Here is a 23,310-nt window from a genome sequence, read left to right as displayed (position 1 = left end):
GCCCGCTACGGCAGGTGGCCGGCGGCCGGTTCGGCTGTGCCGCCGGTCAACCGGGCCAGCCCGTCGCTCATGTGCGCTTCCAGGACGGCGACCGCACGAGTCCGGTCGCCGGCGCGAACGGCGTCGGCGATCTCGCGGTGCTCCGACACCCGGTCCGAGCCAGGAGCGTATGTCGGCGCCATGGCCCGAAGACACATGCTCGTCTCGACGATCACCGTCTCGTGCACCCGCGAGAGCCGGTCGCTCTCGGCGGACTCCACGATGGTGCGGTGGAACTCCAGGTCGGCGGCCATCATCGCAGGGGAGTCGCGTCTCGTCGCAGCCGCCGACATCCGCGCGACCACGGCGTCGAGACGGTCGGCGCATGACGGCCCCGTTCCGGCCGCGAGGATCCGCTCCACCGCGGCGCGTTCGATCGTCGTACGCAGCAGGTACATGTCGGCGACGGCGTCGGCGGTCAGTTCGGGAACGAACAGGCCCCGATTGCGGCGCGAGACCAGCAGCCCCTCCTGCGTGAGCCGCTGCATCGCCTCGCGCAACGGTCCCCGGCTGACTCCGAGCTGCTTCGCCAGGGTGGCTTCGCCGAGTTGGGATCCGGGCGGGAACTCTCCGGCGGAGATCGCCCGGCGCAGGGCGCGGGCGATGATCGCGGGGGTCGATTCCTGGACGACGGGTTCCAACGAACTCGCCGGACGGTCGCTCGCTGTCATCACGCTTCCCGTCATCCCGCTTCCCGTCTTCACGCTTCTTCGGAGCATGCGTGGATCCGCGGTCGCGGTACGCGGTCGGCGACTGCCGCCTGCAACGCGGCTCCCGCCCGCATCACCAGCAGATCGGCGAAGCGCGGTCCGATGAGCTGAGCGCCGACCGGAAGGCCGCTGTCGGTGACGCCGCACGGCACCGACAGTGCGGGTTGCTGAGTCATATTGAAAAGGTAGGTGTACGGCGTCCACGAGGTCCAGTCGTCGTCGGGCCATCCCGGAGGGACGTCGCTCCCGACCGGGAATGCCGGCACGGGGGTGGTGGGAGTCAGCAGCAGGTCGTAGTCCGTGTGCAGTGCGCCGAGTTGGACGCCGAGCGCCATCCGCACGGCGACGGCGTCGAGGTAGTGCTGCGCGGTGAACTCCGAATGCCGGTGCAGGGCCGCGCGAAGGGAGGGGTCGATCCGGTCGGACACATCGTCGCCGAACGGCTTCAGAACGGCCGCGGCTCCGGCGAACCAGAGGACGTGGAAGGCATCGGCCGGGTCGGCGAGTTCCAGCGTCACTTCCTCGACCCGCGCGCCGAGGCTCTCGAGCGTCCGTGCCGCGGCGCTCACCTCTCGCTCGACGTCTCGATGGTTGGTGCCGAAGCCGAGGTCGCGGCTGTACGCGATCCGCAGGCCGGAAAGCGGGCGGTCGGCGCGGGTGCCCTCGAGCACGGCCGCGAGAAATCCCCCGGGCTCGGGGGCCGTCGCCTGTGCCGGCACCGCGGACCAGTCGCGGTAGTCCGGCCGGACCAGCACATCCATATACGCGGCGGCGTCCGTGACAGTTCGGGTCATCGGACCGGCGTGCGCGAGGGTCCCGAACGGGCTGGACGGGTACATCGGCACCACGCCGTAGGTGGGTTTCAGCGCGACCGTTCCGGTGAAGGATGCGGGGATCCGGACCGACCCGCCGCCGTCGGTGCCGACCGACAGCGGGCCGAGTCCGGCGGCGACGGCGGCCGCCGACCCGCCGCTGGATCCACCGGGAGTCAGTGCCGGGTCGTAGGGGTTCCGCGTTATCCCGGTCAGCGGAGAATCGGTCACCGCTTTCCACGCGAACTCGGGTGTGGTGGTCTTGCCGAGGACCACGCAGCCGGCATCGCGCGTCGCGGCCACAGCGGGGGCGTCGTCGGTCGGAGGGGCGGCCGCCTGCCCGTCTGCCAGCAGTCGCGAGCCGCGGAGCGTCGGGTGGTCCGCGGTGAGGAAGATGTCCTTGATCGTCACGGGTACGCCGTCGAGCGGGCCGAGCGGATCGCCGTGCCGGTAGCGTTGCTCGGCGGCGCGCGCCGCGGCACGGGCTCCCTCGGGATCCACCAGGCAGAAGGCGTTCAGCGCGGGGTCGAGGCGGGTGATCGCAGCAAGAGCTTCTTCGGTCGCCTCCACCGGCGAGAGGGTGCCGGCGCGATAGGCCTCGGTCAGCTCCAATGCGGTGAGTGCGCAGGTGCTCGCGTGCGGTGTGCTCATGACATCGACCGTCTCTCTCGATCGCGGTCTGTTGATTGTCGACAATCCTACGCAGGCGAGTCGGTTCGTCAAGGGTCTCCGGCCTGTGCGGGGTAGTCTTCTGAAAATGCTGCCCGCCGCGGGCCGGCGACGCCCGGCGCTACGACCTGCACGTCTGATCCTGATCGGCTTCGTTCTCGTCATCGTCGCCGGAACCGTGCTGCTGACGCTTCCGACGTCGTCGGCCGACGGACGGGGCACGGGCCTGGTGGCGGCGTTGTTCACCGCGACGTCGGCGACCTGTGTCACCGGGCTCTCGGTCGTCGACACCGCCGAGCACTGGTCGGGCTTCGGCCAGGTGGTCATCCTGGTGTTGATTCAGGTGGGCGGACTCGGGGTGATGTCGCTGGCGACGATCTTCGGTCTGCTCATCGCACGGAGGGTGCGGCTGCAGACACAGATGGCGGCGCAGCGGGAATCGAAGTCCACGGTGTTCGGCGACGGCCGGCGGGTGATTCTCGGGGTGATCGGCACCACGGTGGTGATCGAGGCCGTGGTCGCGGCGATTCTCGCGGTCCGGTTCGCGACCGGCTACGGCGAGTCGACGGGGCGTGCCGCCTACCTCGGCGTCTTCCATGCGGTCTCGGCGTTCAACAACGCCGGGTTCGCCCTCTTCAGCGACAACCTCGTCGGCTTCGTCGGCGATCCGTGGATCATCGTGCCCGTTTCGGCGGCGCTGATTCTCGGCGGACTCGGTTTCCCCGTGCTCTTCGAGCTGGCGCGCGAGATGCGCCGCGCCGGACTGAGGCTGCGGGGTGTGGGCCGCGCCGCCCGGCTGCGGCTGTCGTTGCACACCCGGATGACACTGGTCACCTACGCGGCGCTGGCCGTGGTCGGCGTGGTGGCGCTGACCGCCACGGAGTGGACCAATCCGGCCACGCTGGGCCATCTGGGACTCTCCGACAAGCTGCTCGCCGGCATGTTCTCCGGAGTCTCGCCGCGCACGGCCGGATTCAACAGCGTCGACGTCGGCTCGATGAAGTCGAGCTCGCTGCTGGTGACCGACGTCCTGATGTTCATCGGCGGCGGCAGTGCGGGTACCGCGGGCGGCATCAAGGTCACCACCTTCGCGATCCTCGGCTACGTGATCTTGAGCGAGATCCGGGGTGAGCCGAGCGTACATGCGATGAGGCGGCGGATCGGGCCGGACGTCCAGCGGCAGGCGATCACCGTCGCGCTCCTCGGCGTCGGCGCGGTCGTCGCCGCCACGCTCGCGCTGATGTACCTCACCGACTACACCCTCGATACGGTGCTGATCGAGACGGTGTCGGCGTTCGCCACCGTCGGACTGTCGACGGGGATCACGCCGGATCTTCCCGGCGCGGCGCAATTGTTTCTGGTCGGGTTGATGCTGCTCGGCCGCCTCGGTCCGATTACGCTGGGATCGGCTCTCGCGCTGCGGGAGAAGGCCCGCAGATTCGAACGACCCGAGGAGCGCCCGATCGTTGGCTAGGTTCAGAAGGACTCGCGACGACGAGCGGCGCGTGGCCGTCATCGGTCTCGGCCGGTTCGGGGCGTCGCTGGCGATCGAGCTCGTGAATCAGGGCGTCGAGGTGCTCGCGATGGACAGCGATCCGGCCCTCGTGCAGCGATACTCCGACGACCTGCCGAACGCCGCGGTGATCGATTCGACGGATCCACAGGCGCTGCGCCAGTTGGGCGTCGAGACGTTCGATCACGTGATCGTCTGCATCGGGGCCGACCTCGAGGCCAGTGTCCTGACCGCGTCGGTGCTCGCCGATCTGGAGGTTCCCGACATCTGGGCGAAGGCCTTGTCGCGTCAGCACGGGAGCATCCTCACTCGCGTCGGCGCCCATCACGTCGTGCTGCCGGAGCACGAGATGGGCGAGCGAGTGGCGCATCTCGTCATCGATCGGCGGCTGCTCGACTACGCGGAGTTCGACCACGAGTTCGCGATGGGGAAGTCGTCGGTACCGCACGACCTCGTCGGTCTCGATCTCAAGTCGAGCCGAGTGCGGAGCACCTACGGCGTCACCATCGTCGCGATCAAGAAGGGTGACGGCGCGTTCGAGTTCGCCGGCGTCGACACCGTGGTTCATGAGGACGATGTGTTGATCGTCGCGGGTCCGAGGCGGGCCGTGGAGCGGTTCGCGGACAACAAGTGAGCCCAGAGCTCGAAATTCGCCGATTTCTCCCATAACTCCTGGTCGGGCCGGGTATTCACGGCGAACGCCGACAACTGTCCAGATAACGGTTTTGTAACGAAAACCCGTCATTCTGTGATGGATCTGACACGAGGGCGCAACGTGATTAACGCGTTCGGTTGACAACTGATCGGACGACCTCCCCGATAGAGAAAAGAGTAGAAAATGGCAGACGGCCCGCTTCGCCTCGAAATCGACTTCTTGACCCCGATCATGGACGCTCTCGGTTCCAGCGGCGGCAGCAGCGGTGGAGACACCCCGGCGACGCCGTAGTTCGAGACGACGTAGCTCGATTCGACGAGAGGTCGCTTCGCTCATTGCGAAGCGGCCTCTCGGCTTTCTTCCGGCACCCGGTGCGGTCGAGCACCGGATCGCAGCGATGGGACCGCATGAATGACCGAGATCGTCACCCTTGATGACACCGACCTGACCGAGGCCGTGCGGCTCGCCGCCCACGGGATCCGGGAGATTCCGCTCTACCAGTGGTTGCTGGGCGAGCACGTCGGCGATTCGGACAAGCGGGAGTGGCTCGCTCGCCTGCTCCTTCGTCCGTTGCTGAGAGTCGGGTGTGTCACGGGCGCCCGCAGCGACGGGCGGCTGGTCGGAGTACTCGTCTGGCAGCCGCACGACGTCGATCTGTCGCCAGACGGTGAGCCGCCGCTCACTCCCGCGGACGTCGAGGTGGCGGCACGTACACCGGGTCTGCGCGAGAGGTTGGCCGAGCTCTGGACACAGCCGCCGCTGTGGTCGCCGGTCGAGGACGCGGTCAACTGCACCCTCACCACGGTCGAACCCGGGGGACGCGGCGGTCGCACGCTCATCGACATGATGCGGGTCGTCGAGCGATACTGCGCCGAGCGCGACAGGCCTTTTTACGCCTGGACCGGCTCGCCGGAATTGCGGGACTGGTTCGTGGCGGGTTGGGCGGCCGAGCCCTTCGCGACCACCGATTGGCACGGTAGGACGATGTACGGAGTCCTGTCCGGTCGTCCCCCGGTTCCCGCGGCGGTGCCCCGTGAACGCGACGCGGTGTGACCGGTACGGACCGCACCGTCGTCTGCCGGCAGCAGGATCACGTCCAGCAGCAACGCGGCGGACGCCATCAGGAGTGCTGCGTCCAGGTAGTGGCACGCCATCGCGCCGATGTAACCGGGTCCGCCCCAGGCGTTGACCGTGAAGTTCGGGTCGAGCCCGCCGATGACCTGGACGCCGGCGCGGTATACGCAGAACACGAGCAGTGCGGTGGGCGGGAGGGCGGCCGCGAGGCGCCAACGGCTCTGCCCCGCGGCTGAGGCTCTGAGCGTGCGTCGGACACGAAGAGCCGCCCGTCGTCCGAGAGGCAGCAGGACCGCCGGTCTGCGGCGACCCGTGCGACGGCGATGGATGCCGACGGCCATCGCGAGAGCGGCCGCGAGCCCGGCCAGTACCGCGTGTTGCCACCACGCCGATGTACCGGCCTGATGCTGCTCGTGGACGGGCGAGCGCCCGGCGTAGAGGAGTGCACCGTGAATCAGTCCCGCCACGAAAGCGGAACCGAACAGGGCTGCCGACAGCGACGAGATGTGGGAACGACTGCTGCAGGGACGTGAAGTGGAAATGGTCATGACTCAACGGTGCCGCCGGCGGTCTCGGCTGTCGTCGGCTTACGAGCCGGTTTCTCGGCGGTACTCCGAGACGATCCGCTAGCCGGGGTGGTACCGGGGGAGGACGTCAGGCGAGGACTCCGGAATGACGCGGCCGGAGTCTCATCCTTTCTAGATTGAGAGACATGGCAGATCCCGTGCATCCGTCGACAGTGCCGTCGGCGCGACCGCCGTGGCACGTTCGAATCGAGAACCGGTTGGGCGCCGGCGGATTCGCGATGCTGGTGGATCTGACGATCGCAATCACGTGCTTCGCGCTGTTCACCGGGCCACTGCTGCTCGGGGTGGTCGACCGTCACGGGTCTCCGGCCGCGCAAGCCGCGTTCGGGGCGCTGGCCGCGGCTCCGCTGATACTTCGACGGCGACGCCCCGTCGCGGTTCTGTGCGTGATCACCGCGGTGTCGGTGGCCGCGATGCTGTTACGCGTGCAGTTCACGCCGTTCGTATCCGATGCCGGGCTTGTGTTCCCGATCGCCGTCTACACGGTTGCGGACCGCTGCGCGCGTCGGCTGTCGGCGGTGGTCACTGCGGGCGCGGTGTTGGTCGTCTCGCTCGGCGGAGCGGTCGCCTTCTCGCTGCACCCCGAGATCGAGCAGGACGCGGTTCACCTGCTTCTCGCCGTCCCGGCCTGGATCATCGGCGACGCGACGCGGAGCCGACGGAAGTTCCAGGCTCGGGTGCGGGAACAGGAACGGCTGTCGGCGCTGGAGCGGCAGCGTCGATTGCGAGCCGAGGACCATCTCCGCCTCTCGCGCGAGGTCCACGATGTCGTCTCGCACGGGCTGAGCATGATCGTCGTCCGTGCCGGGATCGGCCGAGTGGTCTTCGACGAGCAGCCCGAGGAGGCACGTCGCGCACTCGCGACCATCGAGACTGCGGGCCGCTCGGCACTGTCCGATCTCCGCGGACTGTTGCGCGAGATCCGCGAAACTGCGCCGGACGACGCGGCTGCGGCCCCCGGGTTGGCCGACCTCACCGCGCTCGCGGCGCAGATCAGCGACGATGGGGTGGTCTCGGTGAGTGTCGTCGAGGACGGACCGCCGAGGTCGTATCCGCCCGCGGTGGAACTCTCCGGATATCGAATCGTTCAGGAGGCCGTCACGAACGCCGTCAAGCATGCTCCGGGCGCCGCGGTGACCGTCCGGCTCACCCACCGTCCGGACCACCTGTTGCTGACCGTGTCCGACGACGGCGGACACGGGGTGCCGTCCGATCCGGTCGGTGCCGGGCTCGGCCTCGCCGGAATCGGTGAGCGCGTCGAACTCCTCGGCGGGGACGTCGTCGCCGGTCCAGATCCGGACGGTGGATTCACTGTCCGGGCACGACTGCCCGTGCGGGTGACGGACGCGGCGGGCGCGCCGTGAACGATCCCGCGGACACGACCACCGTGCTGGTGGTGGACGACGAACAGCTCGTGCGCGCCGGATTCCGGCTGCTGATCGACTCGGCGTCCGACCTGACCGCTGTCGGTGAAGCCGGGGACGGAGGCGAGGCGGTCCGCGCCGCCCGCCGGCTTGCGCCCGACGTGGTGGTGATGGACATCCGGATGCCCGGCATCGACGGAATCGAGGCCACCCGTCTGATCGTCGCGGACGACGCCGCGGCCCGAGTGCTGATCGTCACCACGTTCGACGACGACGAATACGTCTTCGCCGCGCTCCGCGGCGGGGCCAGTGGGTTCCTGCTCAAAGACACGCCGCCGGAGCAGATGCTGGAAGCGATTCGCACCGTCGCCCGCGGTGATGCGTTGCTCTCGCCGTCGATCACCAGGCGACTCATCACCGAGCTCGGGCGTTCGCCGGAGCGGCCGGCGGTGCGCAGCGGTGAACTCGACCGTCTCACCGACCGCGAGCGGGACGTGTTCGAACTGGTCGCCGCAGGACTGTCCAATGGTGAGATCGCCGACCGCCTGCACCTGGGGATCACCACTGTCAAGACTCATATAGGACGACTGCTCACGAAGCTCGATGCCCGCGACCGCGTGCACTTGGTCATCTGCGCGTATGAGAACGGCGTCGTCGCGGCGCAGCGCGAACGGTAGAGGTCGGCGTTGCCGCATTCGACTGCATAGTTTAGCCTTGCCTAAATTGTGTCGCGCGGTGGTGCGCGATCGGACAGCCGGGCAGACGGTTGTCCAGGGGCGATCAGGAGTGCAGGAAGAATGAGTCGGAGAACAGGTCAGTCGGGTACCGGTGTCAATTCGCCGACGGTGATCGCCGCGGCCGGTCTGGCTGCCGTGATCTCGTCCCTGATCGTCGTGGTCGGCGTGGTCGCCATGATGCTCAGCGGTGCCGCTCCCACGACTGCTGCGCAATCGCCTGCCACCGTGGTGAGTCTCGGTGACACCCAGCAGGCCCCTGCGGTCCAGGGCGGAACGCAGACCCCGGCGGCCACGGCCGACGCGTCGGCGTCGGTCGCCGAAGACGCGCCGGCGACCGACGAGCCCGGACTCGCACCCGGAGCCCCCGTCGTCGCCACCAGGCAGCAGGCGCCGACGACCGCTCAGTCGCAGGGATCCGGTCCCACTCCGCCGACGCTCGCCGAGTTCAACAGCCAGTTGACGACGCTGTCCGGCAATTCGTCGTCCGCTCAGAAGGCGAAGCTCCTCGAGGGCGGTTCCCGCGCGGTCGGTCCCATCTCGAAAGTGCTGTACCTGGTGAAGCAGTATTCGTACACCGGCTTCCGGTACCAGGTGGTGGGCCCGTTGACGCAGAACGGCACCACGGCGAACGCCCGACTGCAGATGACCCTTCCGGGGTCGGGCTCGCGCTATATCCCGCTGCGGTGGGTGTGGAAGGACAGCGCATGGAAGCTGTCCGACAAGTCGGTGTGCGACATCTCCGCGTACGCACAGATGCCGTGCAGCTTGTGACGGTGTGACGCGGCTGGAAGCGCGATGCGTGCTCCGGACGAAACGTTCGTCGAAGCGCGGCGTCGAAGACTCGTCGACGTCGGACGACAGTTGCAGGTGGGGCTACATTCGACCTGTGTCCTGTATCACTGACAACCCCTGGGGTTTAGTGGAATGGACTCAACTTTCAGATAGTTGAACTACTCGAGAGGCAAACCTGAGCCTCGTAGACTTAGGTTCGGCAGTGCCGAACCGGACAGCTCAACAGAAAGGCGAATGTCAGTGGACAGCTTCACCCCCACCACCAAGACACAGGCTGCACTGCAGGCTGCCGTCCAAGACGCGGCCGCGGCGGGCAACCCCGACGTGCGGCCGGCCCACATCCTCGTCGCACTCCTCGAGCAGACCGACGGCATCGCATCGCCGCTGCTCAAGGCGGTCGGCGTCGACCCCGTGCGGATCCGGAACGAGGCCAAGACCCTCGTCGACCGGGCTCCGACCGTGTCGAGTGCGAGCGCGCAGCCGCAGCTGAGCCGCGAGTCCATCGCGGCGATCACCGCTGCGCAGAAGCTGGCCACCGAACTCTCCGACGAGTACGTCTCGACCGAACATTTGATGGTCGGACTGGCCACCGGTGAGTCGGAGACTGCACGACTGCTGGCCGGCGCAGGCGCCACGCCGGAGGCACTGCGTGACGCGTTCGTGTCCGTCCGGGGCACAGCGCGCGTCACCAGCGAGAACCCGGAAGCGACGTACCAGTCGCTGGAGAAGTACTCCACCGACCTCACCAAGCGCGCTCGCGAAGGCGAGCTCGACCCGGTGATCGGCCGCGATTCCGAGATCCGCCGCGTGGTCCAGGTGCTCTCGCGCCGTACCAAGAACAACCCGGTGCTCATCGGCGAGCCGGGCGTCGGCAAGACCGCCATCGTGGAGGGTCTGGCCCAGCGCGTGGTGGCCGGCGATGTCCCGGAGTCGTTGCGCGGCAAGACCGTCATCTCGCTCGACCTCGGTTCGATGGTCGCGGGCGCCAAGTACCGCGGCGAGTTCGAGGAGCGGCTGAAGGCGGTCCTCGACGAGATCAAGGCGTCGGACGGACAGATCATCACGTTCATCGACGAGTTGCACACCATCGTCGGTGCCGGTGCGACCGGTGAGTCCGCGATGGACGCGGGCAACATGATCAAGCCGATGCTCGCCCGCGGTGAGCTGCGGCTGGTCGGTGCCACCACGCTCGAGGAGTACCGCAAGTACATCGAGAAGGACGCGGCCCTCGAACGCCGGTTCCAGCAGGTGTACGTCGGTGAGCCGTCGGTGGAGGACACCATCGGCATCCTTCGCGGACTCAAGGACCGGTACGAGGTGCATCACGGCGTGCGCATCACCGACTCGGCTCTGGTGGCTGCCGCGACGCTCTCCGACCGCTACATCACGTCGCGGTTCCTGCCCGACAAGGCGATCGACCTGGTCGACGAGGCCGCGTCACGGTTGCGGATGGAGATCGACTCGCGTCCGGTCGAGATCGACGAGGTGGAGCGCATCGTCCGGCGCCTGGAAGTGGAGGAGGTCGCCTTGGAGAAGGAGACCGACGCCGCGTCCAAGGAACGACTCGAGGCATTGCGCCGCGAGCTGGCCGATCACCGCGAGAAGCTCAACGAGCTGTCGGCCCGTTGGCAGTCGGAAAAGACCGCCATCGACGCCGTCCGCGATGTGAAGGAGGAACTGGAGCGTCTGCGCGGCGAGGCCGAGCGGGCCGAGCGCGACGGTGATCTCGGGAGGGCCGCCGAGCTCCGGTACGGCCGGATCCCCGGCCTCGAGAAGGAGTTGGAGGCCGCGATCGAGAAGAGCGGCACCGATCCCGACGAGGACGTGATGCTGCAGGAGGAAGTCGGTCCCGACCAGGTCGCCGAGGTGGTCTCGGCGTGGACGGGCGTGCCCGCGGGCAAGATGCTCGAGGGTGAGACGGCCAAGCTGCTGCGCATGGAGGACGAGCTGGGCAAGCGAGTCATCGGTCAGCTCGAGGCGGTCAAGGCCGTCTCCGACGCGGTCCGACGCGCTCGCGCGGGCGTCGCCGATCCCAACCGTCCGCTGGGCTCGTTCCTGTTCCTCGGTCCCACCGGAACCGGCAAGACCGAGCTGGCGAAGGCCCTGGCCGAGTTCATGTTCGACGACGAACGAGCGATCGTCCGGATCGACATGAGCGAGTACGGCGAGAAGCACAGCGTCGCGCGGCTCGTCGGTGCGCCTCCCGGGTACGTGGGGTACGAAGCCGGTGGCCAGCTGACCGAGGCGGTGCGTCGTCGTCCGTACTCGGTGGTCCTGTTCGACGAGGTCGAGAAGGCTCACCCGGACGTCTTCGACGTGCTGCTGCAGGTGCTCGACGAGGGGCGGTTGACCGACGGTCAGGGACGCACGGTGGACTTCCGCAACACCATCCTCATCCTGACGTCCAACCTGGGCGCCGGCGGTGACAAGGATCAGGTGATGGCGGCCGTCCGCGCGGCGTTCAAGCCGGAGTTCATCAACAGGCTCGACGATGTGGTCATCTTCGACTCTCTCTCGCCCGAGCAGTTGGTCCGGATCGTCGACATCCAGCTCGACAACCTGGCCAAGCGTCTGCACCAGCGTCGTCTCGAACTGGAGGTGACGCCGAAGGCCAAGGAATGGCTGGCCGAACGCGGATTCGATCCGCTCTACGGTGCGCGTCCGCTGCGTCGCCTGGTGCAGCAGGCCATCGGCGACCAGCTCGCGAAGGCGTTGCTGGCCGGCAGGGTACGCGACGGCGACACCGTCCCGGTGGACGTCAGCGGCGACGGTGAGACCCTCGTGGTCGGCTGAGCCGAGCCTCGTTGAATCTCATCGGTTGAGTTCCGCCGGTTGAGCGGTACCGATGGAATCGCACAGAGGTCCCGCACTCGGGTTTCGAGTGCGGGACCTCCGTCGTGTGGGATGGATCAGAGGTTCGCGGCCAGGAAGGGAATGACCTTCTCCAATGCCGCACCCGCACCCCGCGGCTGGTCGTACAGGTCGTAGTGCGAGACGCCGGGGAGCACCACCAGTTCCTTGACCTCGGACGCCGCGCGGCGGTTGATCTCGAATCCGTCGCGGTAGGCGCCGAATGCTCCGGGCTTGTCGCCGACGACGACCATGACCGGCTGGGTCAGCAGCGTCTCGGCGAAGGCGAAGGCGTCCCACACCATGGCCGACGCGCCGTGTGCGACGTCGAAGATCGCCTTGCCGTTCGCGGACTGTCCGCGCGGGGTGCAGTAGTAGTCGTAGGCCTCGACGACGTCGATGTCGCCGATCTGCTGCGCGGCCTCGGCCGATGGCGGCAGAGCAGCACTGATCGCGCCCTCGGCTCCCGCGGCCTCGGCGGTGCGCTGCTCGGCGATCTGCTTGAGCGCGGCCACCGGGCCGCCGGCTGCCGCCGCGTTCTCGCGGACCATGCGACCGTAGTTCACGCCGGTGATCGAGACGACTGTCTTGATCTGCTTCTCACTCTGCGCCGAAGCGAGCACGTATCCGCCGCCGCCGCACACACCCAGCGCGCCGATTCGGTCGGTGTCGACGTAGGGGAGCGTCGTGAGGTAGTCGACCACCCGGCGGAAGTCCTCCACACGCTGGGTCGGATCCTCGATCAGCCGTGGGGTGCCGCCGCTCTCACCCTGAAAACTGGCGTCGAAGGCGATGACCACGTAGCCCTCGTCGGCCAGGCGCGTGGCGTAGATGTTGCCCGCTGTCTGCTCCTTGCAGCTGCCGATCGGATGCGCGCTGATGACGGTCGGGTACTTCTTGGATTCGTCGAACGACGGCGGAAAGTAGAGGTCCGCCGCGATCTCCCAGAACATGTCCGGGTTCTGGAACTTGATGTGCTTGATGTCGTTGGACACGTGCTCGCCTCTCTGTCGATTCTCGGCCGATCATGTGATGGGTATGTCTCTGTCGGCCGCTGCATCCAGTCTTCCCACTTCTGTTGACGTGGCCCAGGCCCGGTAGTTGCCTAGGAATAATCCTTCCTGGGTACGAGTCCGTGGATGAGACCCCCACCCGACGAGTCGAACACTTGTACTATCTAGAAGTCGAATGTAGCATAGATCACAGATCGAGCGTGAAGGTCTCTTCGGGACGCTTCGAGTTCTTTGAGAATCGAAAGTGCAGATGGGGTCGGTGCCGGTCCGGATTCGTCGGACCGGCACCCGGCTCGGGGGTGACTGTTGAGCGACCCTGGCGTGCTTGTTGCGTGATGCAGTGCGTTGCGACTCGATCGCGACGAGGGAGGCCGTGCGAAAGGGGGAATCATGAATCTGACTGAAGCTGTGAAGGAGTTCGCCGATCGTCTGTCGGACGAGTTGTCTCCGGCAATGGGAGGCGAGTCGGGAGGTTCGCTCGCGCGACTGATCGACTCGGTGGCTCGCGCCGGCGTCGACGACCGCGAACTCCTCGTGTTGATGGCGGAGTTGACCCGCCTGCTGAATCTGACGACGACGGCGTTGGCTGGAGTGTCGGAGGCTGCCGCGCGATCGGGGCTTCCGACTCGCAAGCGAGTGAGATCGGTCGTCGACCTGTTGAAAGGACTCGGTCACTCGCCGGCGGCGGCACATCGTCTCGCTCGGGTGGGTGGCGTCGCGGCGACGCTCCCGTCGTTGTCGCGGCAGGCGCGCGCAGGCGGGGTCTCAGTGGAACACGTCGATGCCGTCGGACGCGGGATCGCGTTCGTGGAGAAGCGGATCCCGCTCGACTCCGCGGCGCGTGAGGATCTGGCTCGGCGGCTGACGGTGCAGGAGACTCCGGCGGATGTGGCTCGCCGAGCGCGGGAACTCGCGCTCGAATGGGCTCCGGAACTCGATGAATCCGATCCGGACTCGGTGCCGGTCGCGGAGAACTCGGAGCTCAATGAGATGAGTCTGGCAGTCGGGGCCGACGGTCGGATCTCGGCGACGCTCGACGTGGATGTGCTCACCGGAGAGGAACTCAGCGCGGCGCTGGATCGGTTGTGCCGACCGGTGCCGCTGCCGGACGGCTCACCCGATCCGCGCGCGGTGGGACGGCGGCGTGCAGATGCGTTCGGGCAGATAGTCCGCTCCTTCCTCAGCGGACGCGATCGCCCGTCGAGCGGCGGCGTCCTTCCGCACGTCACTCTGGTCGTGCCGAGTCGCACGGAGGAACGTGTGAGTGGCAGGCGGTCGGAGGCGGAGCAGAGGGTCTCGTCGCTCGGCTACACCGGGCCGGTGTCGTCCGCGACGGTGGGTCTGGTTCTCTGCGATGCGGCGGTGCGGCGCATCGTGGTCGACGGCGAGTCGGTGCCGCTGGACGTCGGCCGTGAACAGCGGCTGGTCACGGCGGGGATCAGAAGGGCACTCGAAGTGCGAGATCGAGGGTGCGCATTCCCAGGGTGCGGCCGGCCCGTCGGATGGACCGATGCGCATCACTGCATTCCGTGGTCGCAGGGTGGAGAGACGTCGCTCGACAACAGCGTTCTGCTGTGCCGGATGCACCACACGCTGATTCATCAATCGGGGTGGGAGGTGTTCATCGGCCACGATCGGTATCCCTGGTTCCGTGAGCCTGCGGACACCGACCAGCCGCACCGGCCGCGAAGGGAGTTGCGGTCGAACGCGCGCAGGACGCTCACGTCGGCGCCGGCAGCCGCGTGACTGCGGCGGCTACCGCGGGCAGAAGGTCGTGGCGATCTTCATGACGGTCTCCAGCGGTGCGCCGCGGAGGCCGAGATCCCACGACACACCCTTGACGATCTGCAAGCACTGCGCGTAGTTCGAGTTCACCGAGTTGTCGACCTTCACGACGACCTTGTTGGTCCCGCCGAGGAGGTTGGTGGTGATCTGCTCGCCGGTCTCGGCGGCGTCGGACTTCGCTTCTCCGGACTTCGCGTCTCCCGGCTCGTCCGACGGCTCGGTCGCCTTGGTTCCGACGCAGGTGCCGGAGACGGTGTAGTCGGTCTTGTTGAACATTCCTGCGAAGTTCGCGATGCCGGTGTGCTGGTTCAGTGCGTTGAGCTTCACGGTGCGGGTCAACGTCTTGGTGCCGGTCTTGGCGTCCCTCCGGGTGGCGGTGACGGTGCACTGGTCCGCGTCCTTGCGGTTGATCACCATCACGTTGATCTCGTTGGTCCCGGAGGTGATCGAGACGGCTCCGGATGCCGGCTGCTGGTACCCGCCGACGACGCCGGCTGCGGCGTCGCCCGGGGCGAATGCGACCCCGACGGTCGCGGCGAGAGCGGCGGTCGCGCCGACGGTGGCCAACTGGATGCTGCGCTTCACGTGAAACTCCTGAGGGTGAGCTGGACCATGCAACTACACCGGAGACGGCGGTCCGCGCGCAAATCGCCGAGCGTGGGGGCATGCGGTGTGAACGGAGCCGTCAAGATCCTCGGCGCCGCCGTATAGATCGCGTTAAGGCATCTGGCGCAGCGCATCTCGTGCGACGAGCGTGAGGTCCGAGCCCGCCGGACCGGCGGGCCGTCGGATTGAGGAGGCCGGGAGATGGCTGACGTCGTAATGGTCTGCATCGCCGTGCTCGCGATAGCCGCGTGCGCTGGACTGCTGTTCGCACTGGAGCGGGGGACCGGGCGATGACCGGGGCTGGCACGGTGTCGGTGGTGCTGTTGATCGCCGCAATCGGCGTCGTCGGATATCTGGTGGCAGCGCTGCTGTACCCGGACAAGTTCTAGAGAGTCGGGGCATTGACTGATCTTTCGGCCGGCATTCTGCAGCTGGCAGCTGTTCTCGTCGTGCTCGCGGTGGTGTATGTGCCGCTGGGCGACTACATGGCGCGGGTGTACGAGTCCGTGAAGGACTCTCCGCCGGAGCGTCTGCTCTACCGGGTGATCGGCGTCGATCCGCGGGCGAATCAGACCTGGCGCGGCTACGCGCTGTCGGTCCTCGGATTCTCCGGTGTCTCGATCCTGGTGCTGTACGCGTTGCAGCGTCTGCAGGGGCATCTCCCGTGGTCGGACGGAAAGCCCGGCATGTCTCCGGCGGTCGCCTTCAACACCGCGATCTCGTTCGTCGCCAACACCAACTGGCAGTCGTACGAGCCCGAGACCGTCATCAGCAACCTGTCGCAGATGCTCGGCCTGGCGGTTGCGAACTTCCTGTCTGCGGCGGTCGGCATGGCCGTGGCGATCGCGCTGATCCGGGGCATCGTCAGCCGCCGGGGCAACGGAGTGCTCGGCAACTTCTGGGTCGATCTCGTGCGGGGCACCGTCCGGATTCTGCTGCCGCTGGCGCTGATCGTGGCGACGATCCTGGTTTTCCAAGGGGCGGTCCAGTCGTGGCACACGGCAGCGGAATTCACCACTGTGGACGGGACCGCGGGACGGGTCCCATTGGGTCCCTTCGCGTCCCAAGAGGCGATCAAGCTTCTCGGCACCAACGGCGGTGGAACGTACGGGGCCAACTCGGCGCACCCCTTCTCCAACCCGACGCCACTGACCAACGTGGTCCAGGTGCTGGCGATCCTGATCATTCCGGTCTGTCTCACCCGCACTTACGGCACGCTGGTGCGTGATCGCCGACAGGGGCTCACGCTGCTGGGCGTGATGGCCGTCATCTGGGGCGCGATGCTGGCGCTGGTCTGGACCTTCGAGTCGCGGACCGACGGGATCGCGTCGCAGGCCGCGGGCGCCATGCTGGAGGGCAAGGAGTATCGGTTCGGGATTCCGGGCTCCGCTCTCTTCGCGGTGTCGACCACAGGCACGTCGACGGGTGCGGTGAACGCCGCTCACGACAGCTTCGCCGCAGCATCGGGCGGAGGGCTGCTCTGGAACATGCTGTTGGGCGAGGTCGCCCCCGGAGGCGTCGGCTCGGGCCTCTACGGACTCCTGGTGCTCGCGATCATCACGGTCTTCGTCGGCGGCCTGCTGGTGGGTCGGTCGCCGGAGTTCGCGGGCAAGCGGATCGGTCAGAAGGAGATCACCGTCGCCGCGCTCTACGTACTGGTGATGCCGGCGCTGGTGCTCGCGGGGTCCGCGGTGACTGTTCTTCTCGGATCCACACCGGAGGCTCTCGGCAACGACGGTGCCCGCGGCAGTGACAGTGCGATCCACGGGTTCAGCGAGATCATGTACGCATACGCGTCGGCGGCGAACAACAACGGCAGCGCGTTCGGCGGACTCGCCGCCACCAACGACTGGTTCCAGATCTCGTTGGGGCTGGCCATGCTGTTCGGCCGGCTGGTGCCGATCGTCCTGGTGCTCGCATTGGCCGGACTGCTGGCCAGGCAGAAGCCCAAACAGAACGAGACATCGGTCTCGCTGCTGCCCACCAGCGGAATCCTTTACGGCTCACTTCTTCTCGGCACCACGCTGCTGGTCGCCGGACTGACCTTCTTCCCGGCGATGGCGCTGGGACCGATCGCGGAGGCACTGTGATGACTGCGACGCAGAGCGACGAGAGTGCGAACGACACGAGCATGGCGGGGACCGGTGCATTCGACGTGAGGCAGCTCGTGTCGTCGCTGCCCCAGGCGCTGCGCAAGCTCAACCCGCGCGATCAGGCTCGCAACCCGGTGATGTTCGTGGTGTATCTCGGTGCGGCGATCACCACCGTGCTGGCCATCGTCTACCCATCGGTGTTCGCGTGGACGGTGGTGGTGTGGCTGTGGTTCACGGTGATCTTCGCGGGTCTGGCCGAGGCAGTCGCCGAGGGGCGCGGCCGAGCGCAGGCCGACAGCCTGCGGAAGGTGAAGCGCGACACCGTTGCCCGGGTTCTCGGCGACGACGGCGCCATCAGCCGGATCCCCGGGGCGGAGCTGAAGCCGGGAATGCGGATCGTGGTCGAGGCGGGCGAGACCATCGCCGGGGACGGCGACGTGGTGGAAGGCATCGCGACGGTCGACGAGTCGGCCATCACCGGGGAGTCCGCGCCGGTGGTGCGGGAGTCCGGCGGCGACCGGTCGGCGGTCACCGGGGGCACCGTCGTGCTGTCGGACCGCATCGTCGTGCAGATCACGGCCGAGCCGGGCAGCACCTTCGTCGACAGAATGATCGCGCTCGTCGAAGGTGCGTCGCGCAAGAAGACTCCCAACGAGATCGCGCTCGACATCCTGCTGACGGCGCTGACCATCATCTTCCTGCTCGCGGTGGTCGCGATCGGTCCGATGCAGAGCTATGCGGGACAAGCCGCCGACCCGGTGAAGCTGATCGCACTCCTGGTGTGCCTGATTCCGACGACGATCGGGGCGTTGCTCTCGTCCATCGGCATCGCAGGCATGGACCGGCTGGTGCAGCGCAATGTCTTGGCCATGTCGGGGCGCGCCGTGGAGGCGGCGGGCGACATCGACACCCTGCTGATGGACAAGACCGGCACCATCACCTACGGCAATCGCCGGGCCACAGAGTTCCATCCGGCAGACGGAGTGGAACTCGTGGAGCTGGCGGGCGTCGCGTACCGGTGCAGCCTGGCCGACGACACCCCGGAGGGCCGCAGCATCATCGACTTGGCGATCGAACGCTACGAGGTGACCCCGCTCGACGAGGTCTCGCTTGCCGCGGCGAGATCGGGCGCCGATCCGGGTATCACCGTGGTGCCGTTCACGGCTCAGACGCGGATGAGCGGCGTCGACGTGGACGAGAACGGGCGGCTCAGCGAATACCGCAAGGGTGCCGCAGATGCGGTCGAGAAGTGGGTCGGCGAGCTCCCGGCGCAGGTGCGCACCGACGTCGACACCATCGCCACCCGCGGCGGAACGCCGCTGGTGGTCGGCATCCGGCGAGGGCTGCGGTCGCATGTGCTCGGTGTCATCGAACTGTCGGACGTGGTAAAGCCGGGGATGACCGAGCGCTTCTCGCAGTTGCGCGCCATGGGTATCCGCACCGTGATGGTGACCGGCGACAACCCGCTAACCGCCAAGGCCATCGCCGACCAGGCGGGCGTCGACGACTTCATCGCCCAGGCCACTCCCGAGGACAAGCTCGACCTGATCAGAAAGGAGCAGTCGGGAGGCCGACTGGTCGCGATGACGGGCGACGGCACCAACGACGCTCCCGCGCTGGCTCAGGCCGACGTGGGGCTGGCGATGAATACCGGAACCATGGCGGCCAAGGAGGCCGGCAACATGGTCGACCTCGACTCCGATCCCACCAAGCTGATCGAGGTGGTGGCGATCGGAAAACAACTGCTGATCACCCGCGGCGCCCTGACCACGTTCTCGCTGGCCAACGATCTCGCGAAGTACTTCGCGATCCTGCCCGCATTGTTCAGCACGGTGTACCCGCAGCTCGACGCACTCAACATCATGCGGTTGCATTCGGCGCAGTCGGCGATCGTCTCCGCGGTCGTCTTCAATGCGCTGATCATCGTCGCGCTGATTCCGTTGTCGCTGAAGGGCGTGCGCTATCGGGCGACGAGCGCGGCCAATCTGCTGCGCCGCAACCTGCTGCTCTACGGGCTCGGCGGCGTGGTGACGCCGTTCATCGGCATCTGGCTGATCGATCTGCTCGTCCGGCTGCTGCCGGGGATGGGATGAGGACATGAAGAACGTCTTGCTCGGCCTGATCCGGCAGAGCGGTGTGGCGCTGCTCGCTCTGGTCGCGTTGGCCGTCGTCGTGGGCGGCCTGTACCCCGTTGCGGTCTGGGGCATCTCGCGATTCCACACGACTGCTGCCGAAGGGTCGTTCCAGTCCGACGTGCACGGTTGCCGAGCCTCCGACCTGCTCGGCGTCGACCAGCGGCCCGCGCCCGGACAGCCCGACCCGTTCCTGCACAACCGGGTCGCCGGCGGCGTCGACGACCCGATGGCGCCGGGCGATCCGGCGGCGTCGGGGGCGAGCAACCTCGGCCCGAACAGCCCCGAACTGGTCAAGATCATCGACGCCCGCCGCGCGGCGATCGCCGAGCGCGAGGGCGTGAAGCCGTCACAGGTGCCCGCCGACGCCGTCACCGCCTCGGGCTCGGGACTCGACCCCGACATCAGCCTGGAGTACGCCGCTCTGCAGGTGCCGCGGATCGCCCGGGCGTCGGGTCTGGCGCCGGAGGAGGTCCGCGAGATCATCGCCGACCACACCCGGGGCCGCCAGCTGGGTTTCCTCGGGCGGGAGCGGGTCAACGTCCAACAGGTGAACCGCGACCTGCAGAGCGCGCGCGAGACGCGGGCCGGGACAGAGCCGCATGGCACCGCCTGCCGATAGCATCGGCGACATGCCATCAGCTGAGGAACCACGGGGCCAGCTCGAGGTATTCCTCGGCTGTGCCCCGGGCGTCGGCAAGACGTACGAGATGCTGGCGCGGGCTCGCACACTCGCCGACGAGGGCGTCGACGTGGTGGTCGGGGTGGTCGAAACCCACGGGCGAGCGGCGACGGCGGCACTGCTGGACGGGCTGGAAGTGATCGATCGCGTGCCCGTCGAGTATCGCGGAACCGTGCTGCTCGAAATGGATCTCGACGCGGTGCTCGCGCGTGAGCCGGAACTGGTACTGGTCGACGAACTCGCGCATTCCAATGCGCCGGGCATGCGCAACGAGAAGCGGTGGCAGGACATCGAGGAACTCCGGGACGCGGGAATAGACGTGCTGTCCACCGTCAACATCCAGCATTTCGAAAGCCTCAACGACGTCGTCGCCCGCATCACCGGCGTCACCCAGCGCGAGACGGTGCCCGACGCGGTGGTCCGCGGCGCCGACCAGATCGAGCTCGTCGACATCGAGCCGCGTGCGCTGCGGCAGCGACTCGCCCAGGGCAAGGTGTACGACGCCGGGCGGATCGACGGCGCCCTCGCCAACTTCTTCCGGCAGGGCAATCTGACGGCGCTTCGCGAGCTGGCTCTGCTGTGGCTCGCCGATCGCGTCGACGACAAGCTCGCCGCCTACCGTGCGGCCAACGCCATCACCGAGACCTGGGAGGCGCGCGAACGGGTGGTGGTGGCGGTCACCGGCGGACCGGAATCGGCCGGGCTGATCCGCCGGGCCGGGCGGATCGCGTCGCGGTCGAGCGCCGAGTTGCTGGTGGTGCACGTGGTGCGCGGCGACGGTCTGACGAATCGGGGAGCCGCCGACGTCGGCGGCCTGCGGCAGGTGGCGGCGGGCATCGGCGCGCGCCTGTATTCGGTGGTCGGTGACGACGTCCCGGAGACGCTCCTGGAGTTCGCGCGCGCGATGAACGCGACGCAGTTGGTCCTCGGCACGTCGAGGCGGTCGCGGTGGCGGCGGCTGTTCGACGAGGGCGTCGGCGCGGCCGTGGTGCGTGACAGCGGGCGCATCGACGTCCACATGGTGACGCACGAGAAGGCTGCGGTGCGGAATCGTCTCGACATCCGCGACACGCGATTCCACCGGCCCGGCAGCTGGATTCTCGCGGTGCTCGCGCCGCTCGCACTCACCGGGGTGCTCGCGCTGACGAACGAATACCTTGGCTTCACCAGTCAGAGCGCACTGTTCTTCGTGGTGATCCTCGCGGTCGCGCTGCTCGGCGGAGTGGTGCCCGCGGCGCTGTCGGCGGTGATGTCGGGCCTGCTGCTGAACTACTTCTTCGCCGCGCCCACCTTCACGTTCACCATCGCCGAACCGGACAACATCATCACCCTCGCGGTGATGCTAATCATCGCGGTCGCGATTGCGGCACTGGTGGATTCGGCGACGGTCCGACGCAGGCAGGCACAGCGCGCAGGTCGTGACGCCGAGCTGCTGGCGCTCTTCTCCAGCGCGGTCCTCGACGGGGCGGGGGTCTCCGGGCTGCTGCAGCGGGTCCGCGAGACGTACCAGCAGACCGCGGTCGCGGTCGCGCGGAAGGACGACCGCACCGAGACGGTCGCGCATTCGGTGGGGGAGAACCCGCCGCTGACCGCGGCTGAAGCCGACACCGTCTGTCCGGCCGCCGGCGGCGAGTACCAGCTGCTGCTGCGCGGACCCGAAGTGGGAGCCGCCGACCAGCGGGTACTCGCGGCCGTCGCCAGCCAGGTGGCCGCGGCGGTCGAGCGGGACCGGCTCGAGGCCGAGGCCGCGGAGGCTGACGAGTTGGCGCGCACCGATGAGCTGCGGCGCGCGCTGCTGGCCGCGGTGAGCCACGATCTGCGGACGCCGCTCGCGGCGGCGAAGGCGGCGGCGTCGAGTCTGCGCAGCCCGGAGGTGGTGTTCAGCGAGGAGGACACCGCCGAACTGCTCGCGACGATCGAGGAGTCCGTCGATCAGCTGGCCTCGCTGGTGGGCAACCTGCTCGACTCGTCGCGGCTGGCCGCGGGAGTGGTCCGTCCCCGGCGCACCCGCACCTACTTGCCGGAGGTGATCCACCGCGCGGGCGCCGCCGTGTCGCGTCGGGCGCCGGGGACTCCGGAGATCACGGTCGACATCGGATGCGACTGGGCGGTCACCGACGCCGGACTCCTGGAGCGGGCGCTGGCCAATCTGATCGACAACGCGCTGCGCCACGGCGGCGACGCGATCGAGATCCGCACCGAGTCGGTGCCGGCCGACGACTCCGACGAGCGCCGGTGCCGAATCCGGGTGATCGATCACGGTCCCGGTATCCCGGCGGAGGAGCGGTCGCGCGTCTTCACTCCGTTCCACCAGTACGGCGACCAGAACCGGCAGACGTCGGGTGTCGGGCTCGGATTGTCGGTGGCGAGCGGGTTCGTGTCGGCGGTCGGAGGAACGCTGGCGGTGGCGCAGACTCCCGGCGGCGGGACGACGATGGTCGTGGAACTACCCGCGGAGCACGACCCGGCCGACGACCCGGAGGGAGGCGCGTGATGGCCGAACACGGGCACGTCCTCGTGGTGGACGACGAGCCGCAGTTGCTTCGAGCCTTGCGAATCAACTTGCGCGCCAGGGGCTTCGACGTGACCACGGCGGCTACCGGCGCACAGGCGCTGGAGGCGGCGAGCAAGCGGACCCCCGACGTGGTGGTCCTCGACCTCGGGCTGCCCGACATGGATGGGTTCACCGTCCTCGCCGGCCTGCGCGGGTGGACGTCGGTGCCGGTGATCGTGCTGTCGGCGCGCACCGACGCCGCCGACAAGGTGCAGGCTCTGGACGCGGGTGCGGACGACTACGTGACCAAACCCTTCGGCATGGAGGAGTTCCTCGCCCGTCTGCGCGCGGCGATCAGGCGGGGCAGCGTCGCCGGAGCACCGGCCGAGAGCCCGGTGGTGCGCGCCGGCGCGCTGGAAGTCGATCTCATGGGCAAGCGGGTCCTGCGCGACGGTGAGCCCGTGCGGCTCACACCCACCGAATGGGGTGTGCTCGAACTGCTCGTGCGCAGCGAACCGAATCTGGTGAGCCAGCGGGAGATCCTCACCACCGTGTGGGGGCCCACATACGTGAACCAGACCAACTATCTCCGCGTCTACCTGGCTGCGCTGCGGCGCAAGCTGGAGGCCGATCCGTCGCATCCGCAGCACCTCATCACCGAGGCGGGAATGGGGTATCGCTTCGTCCGGTGACGGCCGGAGAT

General features: G+C 68.1%; 18 protein-coding genes. 14 read left to right on the top strand and 4 right to left on the bottom strand.

Annotated features, from left to right (window positions below):
* Positions 1-5 precede the first annotated feature (5 nt).
* Positions 6-710 (bottom strand): GntR family transcriptional regulator, encoded by a 705-nt coding sequence (locus ACZ5QD_RS12090; RefSeq protein WP_464366780.1) that lies wholly within the window; start codon positions 708-710, stop codon positions 6-8.
* 29 nt (positions 711-739) lie between these two features.
* A complete protein-coding gene (locus ACZ5QD_RS12085; RefSeq protein WP_062366524.1) occupies positions 740-2,212 on the bottom strand; it encodes an amidase in 1,473 nt (490 codons plus the stop codon).
* Between the two features lie 106 nt (positions 2,213-2,318).
* On the opposite strand from ACZ5QD_RS12085, the gene ACZ5QD_RS12080 reads away from it, so the two are divergent.
* The 7 genes from ACZ5QD_RS12080 to clpB all read left to right on the top strand — a co-directional run bounded on the left by ACZ5QD_RS12080 (position 2,319) and on the right by clpB (position 11,745).
* A complete protein-coding gene (locus tag ACZ5QD_RS12080) occupies positions 2,319-3,704 on the top strand; it encodes a TrkH family potassium uptake protein (protein ID WP_006896110.1) in 1,386 nt (461 codons plus the stop codon).
* Positions 3,697-4,377: a potassium channel family protein gene (locus tag ACZ5QD_RS12075; RefSeq protein ID WP_231650257.1), complete on the top strand. Its 681-nt coding sequence runs from the start codon at positions 3,697-3,699 to the stop codon at positions 4,375-4,377. Before ACZ5QD_RS12080 ends, ACZ5QD_RS12075 begins: the two co-directional genes overlap by 8 nt.
* Positions 4,378-4,809: 432 nt before the next feature.
* Positions 4,810-5,451, top strand: a complete 642-nt coding sequence (locus tag ACZ5QD_RS12070) for a hypothetical protein (RefSeq protein WP_006896112.1) — start codon at positions 4,810-4,812, stop codon at positions 5,449-5,451.
* A gap of 733 nt (positions 5,452-6,184) precedes the next feature.
* On the top strand, positions 6,185-7,423 hold the full coding sequence (locus ACZ5QD_RS12065; protein ID WP_231650258.1) for a sensor histidine kinase: 1,239 nt from the start codon (positions 6,185-6,187) through the stop codon (positions 7,421-7,423).
* The gene (locus tag ACZ5QD_RS12060; protein WP_045538759.1) at positions 7,420-8,100 is read left to right on the top strand and encodes a response regulator; all 681 of its coding nucleotides are present in this window, start codon (positions 7,420-7,422) and stop codon (positions 8,098-8,100) included. Before ACZ5QD_RS12065 ends, ACZ5QD_RS12060 begins: the two co-directional genes overlap by 4 nt.
* Positions 8,101-8,220: 120 nt before the next feature.
* A complete protein-coding gene (locus tag ACZ5QD_RS12055; RefSeq protein ID WP_045538761.1) occupies positions 8,221-8,931 on the top strand; it encodes a hypothetical protein in 711 nt (236 codons plus the stop codon).
* A gap of 261 nt (positions 8,932-9,192) precedes the next feature.
* Complete coding sequence (gene clpB / locus ACZ5QD_RS12050) at positions 9,193-11,745, top strand: ATP-dependent chaperone ClpB (RefSeq protein WP_006896116.1); 2,553 nt, start codon at positions 9,193-9,195, stop codon at positions 11,743-11,745.
* A 116-nt stretch (positions 11,746-11,861) separates the two neighbouring features.
* Here clpB and ACZ5QD_RS12045 read toward each other — a convergent pair whose 3' ends face one another.
* The gene (locus tag ACZ5QD_RS12045; RefSeq protein ID WP_464366779.1) at positions 11,862-12,797 is read right to left on the bottom strand and encodes an alpha/beta hydrolase; all 936 of its coding nucleotides are present in this window, start codon (positions 12,795-12,797) and stop codon (positions 11,862-11,864) included.
* Between the two features lie 408 nt (positions 12,798-13,205).
* Here ACZ5QD_RS12045 and ACZ5QD_RS12040 point away from each other — a divergent pair, with 408 nt between their 5' ends.
* Complete coding sequence (locus ACZ5QD_RS12040) at positions 13,206-14,561, top strand: HNH endonuclease signature motif containing protein (RefSeq protein ID WP_464366778.1); 1,356 nt, start codon at positions 13,206-13,208, stop codon at positions 14,559-14,561.
* Positions 14,562-14,570: 9 nt separating this feature from the next.
* On the opposite strand, the gene ACZ5QD_RS12035 is transcribed toward ACZ5QD_RS12040, so the two are convergent.
* Positions 14,571-15,185, bottom strand: a complete 615-nt coding sequence (locus ACZ5QD_RS12035; protein ID WP_006896120.1) for a hypothetical protein — start codon at positions 15,183-15,185, stop codon at positions 14,571-14,573.
* Positions 15,186-15,496: 311 nt separating this feature from the next.
* Between ACZ5QD_RS12035 and ACZ5QD_RS12030 the strand changes: the two genes are divergently transcribed.
* Genes ACZ5QD_RS12030 through ACZ5QD_RS12005 form a run of 6 tightly spaced genes read left to right on the top strand, consistent with a single transcriptional unit; the run spans position 15,497 to position 23,299 of the window.
* Entirely contained in the window at positions 15,497-15,595 is a 99-nt protein-coding gene (locus ACZ5QD_RS12030) for a potassium-transporting ATPase subunit F (RefSeq protein ID WP_081598092.1), read from the top strand.
* A gap of 12 nt (positions 15,596-15,607) precedes the next feature.
* Positions 15,608-17,296 (top strand): potassium-transporting ATPase subunit KdpA, encoded by a 1,689-nt coding sequence (gene kdpA, locus ACZ5QD_RS12025; RefSeq protein ID WP_006896121.1) that lies wholly within the window; start codon positions 15,608-15,610, stop codon positions 17,294-17,296.
* Positions 17,296-19,392: a potassium-transporting ATPase subunit KdpB gene (kdpB, locus tag ACZ5QD_RS12020; RefSeq protein ID WP_045538766.1), complete on the top strand. Its 2,097-nt coding sequence runs from the start codon at positions 17,296-17,298 to the stop codon at positions 19,390-19,392. Before kdpA ends, kdpB begins: the two co-directional genes overlap by 1 nt.
* A 4-nt stretch (positions 19,393-19,396) precedes the next feature.
* Positions 19,397-20,053, top strand: a complete 657-nt coding sequence (locus tag ACZ5QD_RS12015; protein WP_006896124.1) for a potassium-transporting ATPase subunit C — start codon at positions 19,397-19,399, stop codon at positions 20,051-20,053.
* A 10-nt stretch (positions 20,054-20,063) separates the two neighbouring features.
* A complete protein-coding gene (locus tag ACZ5QD_RS12010; protein ID WP_464366777.1) occupies positions 20,064-22,607 on the top strand; it encodes an ATP-binding protein in 2,544 nt (847 codons plus the stop codon).
* Positions 22,607-23,299, top strand: coding sequence for a response regulator (locus tag ACZ5QD_RS12005; RefSeq protein ID WP_006896126.1), 693 nt, complete (start codon positions 22,607-22,609; stop codon positions 23,297-23,299). The genes ACZ5QD_RS12010 and ACZ5QD_RS12005 overlap by 1 nt, the downstream gene beginning before the upstream one ends.
* The last annotated feature ends 11 nt before the right edge of the window (positions 23,300-23,310 follow it).

The sequence above is a fragment of the Gordonia sp. J1A genome, assembly GCF_055393515.1.
Note: the sequence above shows the minus strand (reverse complement) of the source record. Positions and strands in the feature narration are given on the sequence as shown.